The following is a 12,259-nucleotide window of genomic DNA, read 5'->3' as shown; positions in this document are numbered from 1 at the left end:
GACACGGCCTAGCTCGCGCGAGCTTTCGGAAGGCCGTCTCCGGAGTGGCCGTCCGCGCTCGATTCCTGGGGATCCGCGAGCTTCGCCTTGGCCGCTCGTTCCTTGACGGACGCCGCGTACATGTCGACGTAGGTCTGCCCCGATAGCTCCATGAGGGCATACATGATCTCGTCGGTCATCGAGCGCTCGATGAATCGATCGCCCGCCATCCCCGCGTAACGGGAGAAGTCGAGCGGCTCCCCGATCTTGATGTGCACCTTACGCGGGCGCCACATTCTCGAACCGATCGGATTGACCTTGTCCGTGCCGATCATGGCCACCGGAATGACGGGGACGGCAGCCTCCAGCGTCATCCTGGCGATGCCCGTCTTCCCCTTGTAGAGACGCCCGTCGGGCGACCGCGTGCCCTCGGGGTAGATCCCGAGCAGCTTGTCCTCGCGCAGCAGCCGCACCGCGGTGTCCATCGCCGCCTGCGCGGCGGAACCCCCGGACCGGTCGATCGGCACCTGGCCGACACCGGAGAAGAACATCTTCTTCATCCGGCCGACGAGTCCCGGCTGGATGAAGTACTCGCGCTTGGCGAGGAACGTGATCCGTCGCGGGACGAGCAGCGGGAGGAAGAACGAGTCGACGACGGCGAGGTGGTTGCTGGCGAGGATGGCGCCGCCGCGCTCCGGGACGTTCCCGACTCCCTCGATGGTCGGCCGGCAGAAGAGCCGCAGCAGAGGACCGAGGAGCACGAACTTGGACCACCAGTACAGCACCTGGGCGTGCCCCCTCCACCTCGACGGCGTCAGCCTACGGACGCGCGTCACACGGCGACAACGGGCTCTGTCGATCGCACCGAACCGGGGAGCGCGCTTCTCCTCTTCCTCGCGCCGGCATGTCAGGATGGTGAGCACAGCGGGGGGCTTGGATGCGGGCCGCAGGTCGAAAGGAGGCCGCGTGGACCGGGATCCCGACGAGCGCGCGCAGCCCGACGGTGGCGGTCGGACGCCGGACGAGTTCGACGCGATCGTGGCGGAGTTGCGTCGTGATGGTCACGTGCCCGAATGGCCCGCTGCCCCGGAGCCGGCGGGGTCGCTGTTCGAGTCCCGGCCCGTCCCGACGCCGGAGCCTGCCCCCGCTGCCGACGACGAGCACTTCGTCCCGCCGGAGCCGCCCCCGCTGCCGCGGCTCGGGCCGCCCGCGATCGTCGGTCTGGTCCTGCTCGGCCTCGGTCTCGTGCTGGTCGTGGCCCCCGACTGGATCGGGGTCCCCTCGCTCTACGGGCTGCCGCTCGGACTCGTCGCGCTCGCTGCCGGGATCGGCTGGCTCGTGCTGCGGCTGTGGCCGGACCCACCCGGTACGGAGCAGGACGAGGGCGACGACGGCGCCGTGGTCTGACGCCCGGCCGGACCGCCGGGCGCGACCGCTCAGGAAAGCACGACCTCGCGCGCGAGCTGTGCCGCGCCCACCACAGCGGCCGCTTCGCCGAGCTGGGCGGTGCGGATCCTCGCGAGCGGGCGACGTCCACCCCCCGTGACGGTGGCGGCGTAGTGCTCGCGGGCCTCGTCGAGGAACAGCGGGGCCGACTCCGACACCCCACCCCCGATCACCACGAGCTCCGGGTCGAACACGTCCGCCACCAGCGCGAGCCCCTCCCCCAGCCACCGGGCGAGCTCGTCCATGGCGGCGCAGGCCACCGGGTCACCGTCGCGGGCGGCGGCAGCCACCCGCTGGCCCGTGACGCGTCCGGGGTCGCCTGCGACGAGCCTACGCAGCACCGGTGAGCGCCCCGGGTCTCGCGCCAGCAGCTCGACGGCGGTGGTGGCCAGCGCCGTGCCGCTGCAGTACCGCTCCCAGCAGCCGTTCTTGCCGCAGGGGCACGGACGGCCGTCCGGCACCACACGCAGGTGCCCCAGTTCGGGAGCCACCCCGAAGGCGCCGCGGTAGAGCTGCCCGTCGATGAGCAGGGCCGACCCGATGCCGGTGCCCAGCGCGACGAACACCGTGGTGGCCGCGCCGGATGCCGCCCCGAAGTGGCGCTCGGCCAGCGCAGCCGCGTTGGCGTCGTGCTCGACGACGACGGGCAGCCCGACACGTTCGGCGATCCGGTCGGCGACAGGGGCGTCGCGCCAGGACAGGTGCGGGGCGAACCGGACCCCGCGCCGGTCCGGCGTCACGAACCCGGCCAGGGCGAGCCCCACGGCCCCGATCCGGTACCGGCCGGCCAGCTCAGTGATGACGCCGGCCAGCGCCGCCTCCAGCGCCGCCTCACTCCGCGGGGTCGGAGTGCGAGCAGTGTCGTGAACGTTCCCCTCGGCGTCGACGACGCCGGCCCGCACACTCGTTCCCCCGACATCGACACCAACAGTCAGCACAGGAGCAGACACAGCCACCCGGGGAGTCTCCCGCCGGCGGTCATCCGGCCTCCTGCCCACGATCGATCGGAATGTGCTGCACCCGCCGTTCCGGCTCGGCCGGCTCGGGATCGGGCGGTCCACCGGAGCTCGCCGGTGCACCTTCCTCGAGCGCTGCCCTCAGCACCGCGAGCAGCCCCGCGGCGTGCGTGGCGAGCCGTCCCGCGAGCTCGGGGTGGTCGCCCCGCAACGCGGCGAGAAGGGCGCACACCGGGCAGTTCGCGCAGGTCTCGGGCGTCCGGCCGGTCGGTTCGACGCGCAGCCGCTCCACCAGGGGCTCGACCTTGCCGAGCGCGCTCAGTGCGAACGCACGCAGCTCGGCGCTGAGCCCGCTGTGGTCGCCGCAGCCTCCCGTGCCGGTCACCGGAACCAGACCGCAGGGTCGGGGGTGAACGCCACCCGCAGATCATCGCCGGAGAGGCGGGCGCCGCTCACGGTGCACCGGCGCAACACCGACGGCAGCGCGACCATGCGGCGCGTGCCGCCCGCGGTGACGGCGAGGTCGTCGTCGACGCGGCTGAGGTCGAGCGCGCCGACACCGGCGCCCGGGAGGTGCATCACGAGCTCGAACTCGGAGTCGAGCGACTTGCCCTGTCCGGCCGTGCGCTGCACCTGCAACAGCGGTTCGGGCGCCCCGCCCGCGGGTGGGACGGGATCGCTGGAGCCGTACAGGGACTGCGCCACCTCCAGCAGCGCCTCGACGCCGGTGGGCTCCTCAGCGGTGTGGACGGCGGTGCGAAGCGGCACCGGCACCGCGTCCAGCTCGGCGAGCACGGCCTGCTGCTCGGTGTGCCGGACGCGCAGCCACCGGGCGGCCGGTCCACGCAACGAGGACGGTGGCCGCGGCACGACCCGGTTGGCGACCAGCCCGTCGACGTGCAGCCCGTGCAGGGCGAGCGCGGTGAGCGTGCGGCGGGTCTCGGCGACCACCACGCGTTCCGGGGTGAGGACGAGCCGGATCGAGGTCCTGCGATGGTCGGCGAGCATCGTGCGCAAGCCGTCGAGCTGCTCGGCCAGCGTGTCGAGGGCGTCGATCGTGCGGTCCCAGGCCGACTGCGCCTCACGTCCCGCACCGGACAGGCCTGCGAGCAGGCCGCGCACGGCACGGCGGTGGGCCGGGAACAGCCGCTCCAGGTAGCCCGACATCGCCTCGGGCAGGGCGAGCAACCGCAGCGTCTCGGCCGTGGGTCCACAGTCGACGACCACGACCTCCCACGGCCCGGTCTCCGCCGCCCGGCGCACCTCGCCGAGGGCGAGCAGCTCCTCGACGCCGGGCAGCACCGTCAGCTCGTCGGCGACCAGCTCGTCGACGCCCGCCCCGGCCAGGAGCGTGCGTAGATGGGCCCGCAGGCCGGTCCAGGAGCCGTCGAGCAGCGCCCTGGTGTCGATGTGGGCCGCGGAGAGACCGGGTTCGAGCTCCAACGGTTCGCCGCTGAGCTCGACCGCCAACGCGTCGCCGAGCGAGTGCGCCGGATCAGTCGAGACGACCAATACCTTGCGACCCGCACGCGCGAGCAGCGCGGCAGTGGCCGCAGCGAGAGTCGTCTTCCCGACGCCCCCCTTGCCCGTGAACATGACGACGCGCACGAGCCGGAGAGTAACCGCGAGATGGCCGACGACCAGTCACGGGGCGCTTTCAACCCGCCGCTTCAGCCCTTTGAGAGCGGTGTCGATGATCACCTTCTCGGCCTTGCGGCGCAACATTCCGATCATCGGGATGTTCAGATCAACAGCGAGGCTGTAGGTGACGGTCGTCTCAGATCCCGTCCCTACCACGGTATATGACCCGTTCTGGGCCTTCTGGATCTGGCCCTTCACCAGCGTCCAGCTCACGGACCTCGCATCGGGCGCCCACGTGTAGTCGAGTGTGTAGGAGTCCTTGATCGGGCCGGCGTCCATCGTGAACTTCACTCTTTCGGCGCGCCCGTTCGGGTCACTGCCGAGCACCTCGACGCTCTTCACCTGAGAAGCCCACTCCGGGTAGGCCGGGAAGTCGGCGATCACCGCCATGACGCGCTCCGGCGCCGCGGCAATGGTGATCGTGGATGTCGTAGCGTCGGCCATAGCGGCAGGCTACCGAAGGGCCTCGGGCAGATCCGAACATCGATACCGAAGGGTCGCTAAGCGGGCCCCAACATCGACACCGACGGGTCACCCAGCGGGCCCGAACATCACCTACCGCGACATCCGGGGATCACCAGCGCAGCACGTAGGGCACGCCGGTCCGGCGGAAGTGCCCGACGTTGACGCACTCGGTGCGGCCGACCCGCGCCCTGGGTGCCAGTGGCTGGTGGACGTGCCCGAACAGAGCGGCCCGCGGCCGGTCCCGGCGGACGACGTCGAGCAGCGCGGGTGCCGCGGCCTCGGGGCGGCGGGAGACCACGTCGTAGGCCAGCTCCGCAACCGAGGGCGGGATATGGCTGCACAGCACGTCGACAGTGTCCAAGGCGCGGACGGTGGCCGCGTACTCCTCGAAGGGCAGCAGGTGCGGCGTCCAGGGACCGCTGGAGAGCACCGTCTGCCCCGGTGGCAGCGGCACGCCACCGACGAACCCGATCCGCAGCCCGCCCACCGTGACCACGCGCCCGTCCGGCAGGTGGAGCCCGGGCCGCTCGTACTCCGGCCACAGCCGCGGGAGATCGACGTTGCCCGGGATGGCGTAGGTCGGCACGGTCATCGCCGCGAACAGCCGGTCGTACTGCTCACGCACGGCCTGCTCGAGCACGGCGTCGGCGTCGGCGATGCGCGACCACGCGTCCTTGACGTAGGCGACGAGCTCGCTGCGGGCACCGTTGGTGCGCAGATGAGCGAAGCGGATGCTCACCTCGGGGCCGAGGACACGCCCGAGAATTCCGGCGGCGGGGTTGCCGTAGTCGACGTAGTCGATGAGGTCGCCCAGCACGAGCAGCGCGTCGGCACCGTCCCCCGCCCGGGCCAGCGCTTCCACGTTGCCGTGCACATCGGACACCACGTGCACGCGCATGGTCGCCAACCTACGTCGGGGGCTCCCCCGGCGCGCGACCCGCCTCCAGCCTGTCCTTACAGGCGAACGCGATGGCCTTGGCCGCGCGCTGGCGCCTGCGGGCCTCCGCAGCGGCGCGGCGCGGCGACGCCGGGCGCGGCGTGCCGTCCGGTCCGGCCGGGTCGGCGCGCAGGAAGTAGTGCAGCACGGTCCCGTCGAGCACGGGCTCCAGCCAGACCTCCATGCTGCCGACGAGCGCGCCCTGCACCGTCCAGCGCACCCCCTCCGCACCGCGGTCGGTCATCACCTCGAGGCGCAGATCGGGCCACAGCACGGGCCACCGCGCCGGTTGGGCGAACTCGGCGGCCACCACTTCGGGCGCCACGGCGAGAAACGTCTCGTCCACCACGTCCACCGACGGCATGCACGCAGCGTGCCGGATCTGCCGCGGTATGCGCACTCGACCCTCCCTACGGGGGGATCTCACGGTAGGTTGCCGTGAACCACAGCCAGCGCAGGCCAGGAGGTCAACGACCGTGCGCGAGTACAGCGTCCCCGCAACCTTCCGGGTCGGTGAGAACGAGAACCTCGTCGACGCGGTCTACGACAACTCCGCACAGGACGCCGCGGCACCGGCCTTCCGCCGGCGGATCGACGGGGCATGGACCGACGTGTCCGCAAGACGGTTCGCGGACGAGGTCACCGCCATCGCGCAGGGCCTGATCGCCGCGGGCGTGCAGCAGGGCGACCGCGTGGCGCTGCTGTCGCGCACCCGGTACGAGTGGACACTCGTCGACTACGCGGTGCTGGCCGCGGGTGCGGTGACCGTGCCGATCTACGAGACTTCATCGGCCGAGCAGATCAGCTGGATCCTCAGCGACTCCGCGGCCGTTGCCATCGTCGTCGAGTCCGGCAAGCACCGCGAACTGGTGCGCAGCGTCGCAGACGATCTCCCGGCCCTGCGGCACGTCTGGCAGATCGAACCGGCCGCCGACGGCGCCGACGATGCCGACGCGGCGCCGGCCGTGGACCGGATCACGGCGCTCGGCGCGGACGTCCCCGCCGACCAGGTGCATGCCCGGCGGCACGCCGTCGGGGCCGACGACCTCGCCAGCCTCGTCTACACGTCCGGCACCACCGGTCGCCCCAAGGGCTGCGAGCTCACCCACCGCAACCTGCTCAGCGAGGTCAAGGCGGCGGCGCACATCTTCCCCGAGATGCTCGGCAAGGACGGGTCCGTCCTGCTCTTCCTGCCGCTCGCACACGTGTTCGGCCGAGCGATCCAGTGCGCCTCCTTCGCCACGCGCACCGTCATCGGGCACACCCCCGACGTGTCCACCCTGCTGCCCGACCTCGCCGCGTTCCGTCCGACGGTGCTGCTCGCCGTGCCGCGCGTCTTCGAGAAGGTCTACAACGCAGCCCGCCAGCGCGCCCACGACGACGGGAAGGGCAAGATCTTCGACGCCGCCGCCGACACAGCGATCGAGTGGAGCCGGGCGCGCGACACCGGCGGCCCCGGACTCGGGCTGCGCCTGCGGCACGCGCTGTTCGACAAGCTCGTCTACGCCAAGCTGCGCGCCGCCGTCGGCGGTCAGGTCGTCGCCGCGGTCTCCGGCGGTGGTCCGCTGGGCGATCGGCTCGGCCATTTCTTCCGCGGAGTCGGCCTGCCCGTGCTCGAGGGCTACGGTCTCACCGAGACGTCGGCGGGCATCACGATCAACACGCTCGCGGCCCAGCGCGTGGGCTCGGTCGGGAGGCCGATGCCCGGCAACTCGGCGCGCATCGGCGACGACGGCGAGATCCTGCTGAAGGGCCCGCTCGTCTTCCAGGGGTACTGGCACAACGAGGCCGCCACCGCCGAGGTGCTCGAGGACGGCTGGTTCCACAGTGGTGACATCGGCGAGGTCGACGACGCCGGCTTCCTCACGATCACGGGCCGGAAGAAGGAGATCATCATCACCGCGGGCGGCAAGAACGTCGCCCCCGCGGTGCTGGAGGACCGGCTCCGGGCTCACCCGCTGGTGAGCCAGTGCATGGTCGTCGGGGATGCACAGCCCTTCGTCGCGGCGCTGGTGACGATCGACGCGGAGGCGCTGCCCGGGTGGCGCCAGCGCAACGGCAAGCCTGCCGCCGACGGCGTCGGCGACCTGGTGAACGACCCCGACCTGCGTACGGAGATCGCGGGCGCCGTGGCCGAGGCCAACAAGGCCGTCTCGCGTGCGGAGGAGATCCGCGAGTTCCGGATCCTGCCCGTCGACTTCACCGAGGAAGGTGGCGAGCTCACCCCCACGATGAAGGTCAAGCGCGCGGTCGTCGCGAAGACCTTCGCCAGTGAGATCGCGAGCATCTACAGCGCGACGAAGACCCCCGCCTGACCCTCAGGCCGACGCGGGGAGGGGGGTGCCGGTCAGCAGCGCGTGCAGGCGGGCCACCCGCGACGGCCACCCCCACTCCTCCACCATCCACTCGCGGCCTGCCGCACCCATCGCGCGGGCGCAGTCGGGGTCGGCGAGCAGGCGCGTGAGGGCGTCCGCGACGGCGGCGACGTCCTGCCCGTCGACCACGTGACCGGTGCGGCCCTCCTGCACGGTCTCGGGAGCGCCGCCGGAGTCGCCTGCCACCACCGGCACCCCGGACGCAGCGGCCTCGAGCAGCACGATCCCCAGGCCCTCCACGTCGAGCCCGCGACCCCGGGTACGGCACGGCAGCGCGAACGCGTCGCCGACGGCGTGATGGGCCGGCAGTTCGTCGACCGGCACCCGCCCGGCGAACACGACGTGCTCGGCGACGCCTTCCTCGGCCGCCAGCCTGCGCAGCTGCGGGCCGTACGGTCCGTCGCCGACCAGCAGCAAACGTGTTCCCCGCACCCGCTCGCGCACGCGGGAGAGCGCCGCGATCAGAACGTCCTGCCCCTTGCGTGCCACCAGCCGCGACACACAGGTGACGACCGGCGCGTCGCCGAGGCGGTAGCGGCGGCGCAGCTCGTCGCGGGCAGCGGGGTCGGGGCGGAACACCGCGGTGTCCACCCCGGACGGCATGACCTCCAACGCCGCATCGGGGCCGAAGGCGGCGGCCACCCGCCTGCGCGTGTAGCGGGAGATCGTGGTGAGCGCGTCGGTGTCGGTGCCGATACGGCGCAGGGCCTGCCGGGCGCCCGGCAGCATCGCCCAGCCCACCTCGTGGCCGTGGGTGCTGGCCACGACCCGGGAGATGCCCGCCCGGCGGCGCAGCCCCGGCCCGAGCAACGCCAGGGGCGCCGACGCCCCGAACCAGACGGTGCTCGACCCGTGCTCGCGCGCGAGCGCAACGGCCCGCCGGGCGACGTCGGGGGTCGGCAGCATCAGGGAGGTCGGGTGGCGGTGCACGGGATAGGAGCGCGTGGCGTCGAACTCCGCGGCGCCCGGCCAGGCCGGTGCATAGACGGCGAGCTCACCGGCGGGGAGCCGGTCGGCGAAGGCCTGCAGGTAGCTCTGGATGCCGCCGGTGCGGGGCGGGAAGTCGTTGGTCACCAGCAACGTGGGTGGCACGCGCCCGACGCTAGTGCAGGCCCTTGGCGGGCGGCGTCGGAGCGCCCTGCACGGCCGGGGGACGCGGCTGAGAGATCGGGCGGCGGCCGGCTGCGATGCCGGCCGCCGCTCGTTCCCGGGGAGCGGACGAGGTCTGTCAGGAGCGCGCTGAACAACTCGGCCCTACTGCGCGGTGTTGTTCAGCACCCTCCCTAAAGGCGCCGGGCGCCGCTGAAGGCACTGCTCGACACCGTCTGGTACTTCACGACGTCGCCGGTCTGCGGTGCGTTGATCATCTTTCCGCCGCCGGCGTAGATGCCGACATGGCTCACGGGCGAGTAGTAGAAGACGAGGTCACCAGGGCGCATGTCGCCCCACGGCACCGCCTTGCCGACCCGCGCCTGCTGGCTGCTCGAGCGCGGGAGCGTGACACCCGCCTGCTTGAAGGCCCAGCTGGTGAGGCCGGAGCAGTCGTAGCTGCCCGGTCCGCCCGCACCCCACTGGTAGGGCTTGCCGAGCTGGGTGGCCGCCGCTCGGAGCGCCTCGACGCCGACGCCGGTGCCGGTGATCGGACCCGGCGCGCTCTCCCCCGGGCCGTTGCGGTTGCGCCGTTGCTGCGGCGACAGCCGTTCGAGGAGCTTCTCCGCGTCGTCGATCCGCATCTCGGCATCGCGCTTGCGGTCCTCGACGTCCTTCTCGGCCTTGGCCGCCTCGTCGGCGGCGGCCTGCGCGCGCTGGACGGCGGCATCGGCCTCGGCCTGGGCCTTGGACGTCTGGTCGACGACGGCCTGCAGTTGCTCGAGAGCGGCCTTGTAGTCGGCCGAGATCGTCTCCAGCGCCGACATCTGGTCCAGGAAGTCCTGCGGCGACTTGCTTGCGAGCAGCGCGTTGAACTGGTCGAGGCTGCCGCTCTCGAACGTGCCCATGGCCACCGCGTCGAGCTGCTGGCGGTACTGCTCTTCGTTGCCCTTGGCTGTGTCCACGGCCGCCTGCGCGGGCGCAATGGCTTCGCGCAGCGTCCCCAGCTCGGCCTGCCGGGCGTCGACGGTGTCCTGGGCCGCGTGCCACTGCTCGGTGAGAGCTTCCGCCTCATGCTGCACCTGCTCGAGCTGCTTCGCGGCGTCAGCGGCGTTGGTGGGGGGCGGTGGGGGTGGAGGTGGGGATGGGGGCTGGGCGCTCGCCGGCCCGGCGCTGAGGACGAGGGCGAGAAGCGAAGCAAGGACGAGGGCTCCGGCCGAGGGCGCAGAACGCCTGCGGAGGGCGGGTCGATGTGTGAACCACCGGGACTTCCGACCGCGACCGGATGGGGTACGCCGAGGCGACACCACGCGGATGGATCTCCTCTCGCCACCCGCGTGCTCCCCGATCGGGGGCCCCGAACATCCGATCGGATGAGTACGCGGTGACCTTGCGTCGCCATTCCCTGCGAATGGCTGAACCGCCACAAGGTCTCGCGGAGATTACGGAGATCACCAAAGGCGTCCAAACAGAGGGTCACGGCGTGTCAGGCGTTCGGGTGACCACCGGCCGAGTGCAAAGAGCAACCAAACAGGTTCCACAACAGCGTAATGTCACCCAGCGTCACGGTCGGCCTGTCGCCCATCCGGGCCAGGGAGCGTTCGGCGCGCAGGAACGGCCACCAACCGCAATCTCGGCACGAGACCTTGATCCGCGAGCACATCGAGCGCTCGCCTTTCTGGTGCGTCGAGTTGCACTTTGGGCGCGCCGGACGGCAGGTTCTCCGCCGCGGATCCGGCGGCTCGCGGGGCAGGCGTACCGAGCAGCACGCCGATCACGCAGTCGCCACAGGCATCGCCGCGAACCGCGCAGCTGTCACAGTCGATGATCATTTCTGCTCCCTCGCCGGTCGGACGTTTCCGATGTCCGCGGACGTTAGGAGCAGCCCCCGACAGTTTCGGGTGCCGAATAACGCTTCAGGGTGATGAAGAAGGCCATCGGTGAAGCGACGAGAAGGGCGTCAGCCGCGGGCCAATCGGCCCAGAAGGATCGCCGACGGCACGGAGTAGGCCCCGCCGCGGCGCACGGAGACGACGACCGCACGGTCCGACGTGGCCACGAGGACGGGCCGGCCCTCGGGCTCGGCCGCCACCAGGTCGCGGATCACGTCGTCGGCCAGCACGCCGACGTCGCTGAACAGGACCCGCACGCCGCGGGACCCCCGGTGCGGAGCGGAGACGACGCCCGCACCGTCGAACACGACGGTGATCTCCACGCCGGTACGCGCGGCGAGCGCGGCCAGCTGCCCGACCAGCCGCGTGCGCTGGTCGGCCAGTGGCAGCTCGGGGTAGCCGGTCTTGCTGACGTTGTAGCCGTCGACGATCAGGTGCACCGACGGCACGGCGAGCAGCGCGTCGAGGCCGGCGAGCCCGTCGATCGCCGCACCCCGGTGCGCGGCCTGGGCGCCGGCGACCAGGTCGGCGGGCCGCGGGCCACCACCGCCGAGCGCGAGCTCACGGCGCAGCCCCGTCAGCGCCCCGCCGAGGGTGTCGATGAGCAGTTCGAGGCGCACCTCGTCGGCCTTGCGGGCCTCGCGCGCGGCTTGCCGCGCCGCCGCCACCTCGGCCGCGGCGCGATCGGCGCGCCTGCGCTCCGCCTCGGCCCGGCCGCGCTCACGGTCGCGCTCCGCCCGTGCCTCGGCGAGCTCGCTCTCCGCCGAGCGGCGCAGATCCGCGACGACCTGCTCGGCCTCCGCACGGGCATCGACCGCCGCTCGGAGCCGCGCGCCCTGGTCCGAGACCCGGCGCCGCAGCTGCTGGTACTCGGCGTCGCGCTGCTCCCCCGCCTCCCGCGCCTGCGCCCGGGCCTCGGTGAGCTCGCCGCGCAGCCGATCAAGCTCGATGGTGAGCTTGTCCACCCGGGACAGCGCGGCGTCCCGCTCGGCCCGCAGCTCGACGACCTCGCCCCGGCGGGCGGCGGCAGCCACCACGTCGCCTGCCGCGGGGTCGTCGGTCAGCACGGCGGCTGCGGCCGCGGTGAGGGGGTCGTCCGCGGCGGCGGTGAGCTCGCCGGGCCGGTGCTCCTCCCACCACGCGATGACCGCGGTGCGGAACGCGAGCGAGACCGCCAGTTCGGCGGTGAGGGCCGGGGCGCCGAGCTTCGCGCGCTTGGCCGGGGTGAACCGGGCCAGCCTGCGCAGCGACACGGGGACGTCCGTGACAGGCATCGAGCCGACGGCCGCCGCGGCCGTCTCGGCGAGGCGGGTGCGCACGGCGTCCGGGAGCCGTTCCCAGTTCACCGGCTCGGGCACGATCGGGTCACCGGCCGACGCCGAAACACCGGCCGCGCCGAGCTCGGGCGGCCGGGCGGCATCGTCTGACCCGGACATCGTTCCAGGTTATCCGCGTTCCGCTGGTACCACCCAGCGGTGG

At 72.6% G+C, this 12,259-nt stretch carries 12 protein-coding genes; 2 read left to right on the top strand and 10 right to left on the bottom strand.

Annotated features, from left to right (window positions below; genetic code table 11):
- Positions 1 to 8 precede the first annotated feature (8 nt).
- A complete protein-coding gene (locus tag ACQPZQ_RS11690) occupies positions 9 to 764 on the bottom strand; it encodes a lysophospholipid acyltransferase family protein (RefSeq protein WP_433294934.1) in 756 nt (251 codons plus the stop codon).
- 181 nt (positions 765 to 945) lie between these two features.
- Here ACQPZQ_RS11690 and ACQPZQ_RS11685 point away from each other — a divergent pair, with 181 nt between their 5' ends.
- Positions 946 to 1,386 carry a hypothetical protein gene (locus tag ACQPZQ_RS11685; protein ID WP_433294932.1) on the top strand — a complete coding sequence of 147 codons (441 nt, stop codon included), beginning with the start codon at positions 946 to 948 and terminating at the stop codon, positions 1,384 to 1,386.
- Between the two features lie 29 nt (positions 1,387 to 1,415).
- Here ACQPZQ_RS11685 and ACQPZQ_RS11680 read toward each other — a convergent pair whose 3' ends face one another.
- The 6 genes from ACQPZQ_RS11680 to ACQPZQ_RS11655 form a co-directional block, all read right to left on the bottom strand.
- On the bottom strand, positions 1,416 to 2,363 hold the full coding sequence (locus tag ACQPZQ_RS11680; RefSeq protein ID WP_433299132.1) for an ROK family glucokinase: 948 nt from the start codon (positions 2,361 to 2,363) through the stop codon (positions 1,416 to 1,418).
- Between the two features lie 40 nt (positions 2,364 to 2,403).
- Positions 2,404 to 2,766 (bottom strand): hypothetical protein, encoded by a 363-nt coding sequence (locus ACQPZQ_RS11675; RefSeq protein ID WP_433294930.1) that lies wholly within the window; start codon positions 2,764 to 2,766, stop codon positions 2,404 to 2,406.
- Positions 2,763 to 3,989, bottom strand: a complete 1,227-nt coding sequence (locus ACQPZQ_RS11670; protein WP_433294928.1) for an ArsA family ATPase — start codon at positions 3,987 to 3,989, stop codon at positions 2,763 to 2,765. The genes ACQPZQ_RS11675 and ACQPZQ_RS11670 overlap by 4 nt, the downstream gene beginning before the upstream one ends.
- Positions 3,990 to 4,025: 36 nt before the next feature.
- A complete protein-coding gene (locus ACQPZQ_RS11665) occupies positions 4,026 to 4,466 on the bottom strand; it encodes an SRPBCC family protein (protein ID WP_241039460.1) in 441 nt (146 codons plus the stop codon).
- Between the two features lie 130 nt (positions 4,467 to 4,596).
- The gene (locus ACQPZQ_RS11660; RefSeq protein WP_433294926.1) at positions 4,597 to 5,385 is read right to left on the bottom strand and encodes a metallophosphoesterase family protein; all 789 of its coding nucleotides are present in this window, start codon (positions 5,383 to 5,385) and stop codon (positions 4,597 to 4,599) included.
- A 10-nt stretch (positions 5,386 to 5,395) separates the two neighbouring features.
- Positions 5,396 to 5,788: a polyketide cyclase / dehydrase and lipid transport gene (locus ACQPZQ_RS11655; protein WP_344724306.1), complete on the bottom strand. Its 393-nt coding sequence runs from the start codon at positions 5,786 to 5,788 to the stop codon at positions 5,396 to 5,398.
- Positions 5,789 to 5,900: 112 nt separating this feature from the next.
- Here ACQPZQ_RS11655 and ACQPZQ_RS11650 point away from each other — a divergent pair, with 112 nt between their 5' ends.
- Positions 5,901 to 7,739 (top strand): AMP-dependent synthetase/ligase, encoded by a 1,839-nt coding sequence (locus tag ACQPZQ_RS11650; RefSeq protein ID WP_433294924.1) that lies wholly within the window; start codon positions 5,901 to 5,903, stop codon positions 7,737 to 7,739.
- A gap of 3 nt (positions 7,740 to 7,742) precedes the next feature.
- On the opposite strand, the gene ACQPZQ_RS11645 is transcribed toward ACQPZQ_RS11650, so the two are convergent.
- The 3 genes from ACQPZQ_RS11645 to ACQPZQ_RS11635 form a co-directional block, all read right to left on the bottom strand.
- Positions 7,743 to 8,891, bottom strand: a complete 1,149-nt coding sequence (locus tag ACQPZQ_RS11645) for a glycosyltransferase family 4 protein (RefSeq protein WP_433294922.1) — start codon at positions 8,889 to 8,891, stop codon at positions 7,743 to 7,745.
- Positions 8,892 to 9,082: 191 nt separating this feature from the next.
- Complete coding sequence (locus ACQPZQ_RS11640) at positions 9,083 to 9,970, bottom strand: NlpC/P60 family protein (RefSeq protein WP_433294920.1); 888 nt, start codon at positions 9,968 to 9,970, stop codon at positions 9,083 to 9,085.
- Between the two features lie 878 nt (positions 9,971 to 10,848).
- On the bottom strand, positions 10,849 to 12,216 hold the full coding sequence (locus ACQPZQ_RS11635) for an NYN domain-containing protein (RefSeq protein ID WP_433294918.1): 1,368 nt from the start codon (positions 12,214 to 12,216) through the stop codon (positions 10,849 to 10,851).
- Between the last annotated feature and the right edge of the window lie 43 nt (positions 12,217 to 12,259).

This window comes from Pseudonocardia sp. CA-142604, from assembly GCF_050948475.1.
Classification (GTDB): Bacteria; Actinomycetota; Actinomycetes; order Mycobacteriales; family Pseudonocardiaceae; genus Pseudonocardia; species Pseudonocardia alaniniphila.
This window is presented reverse-complemented; position numbering and strand designations above follow the sequence as displayed.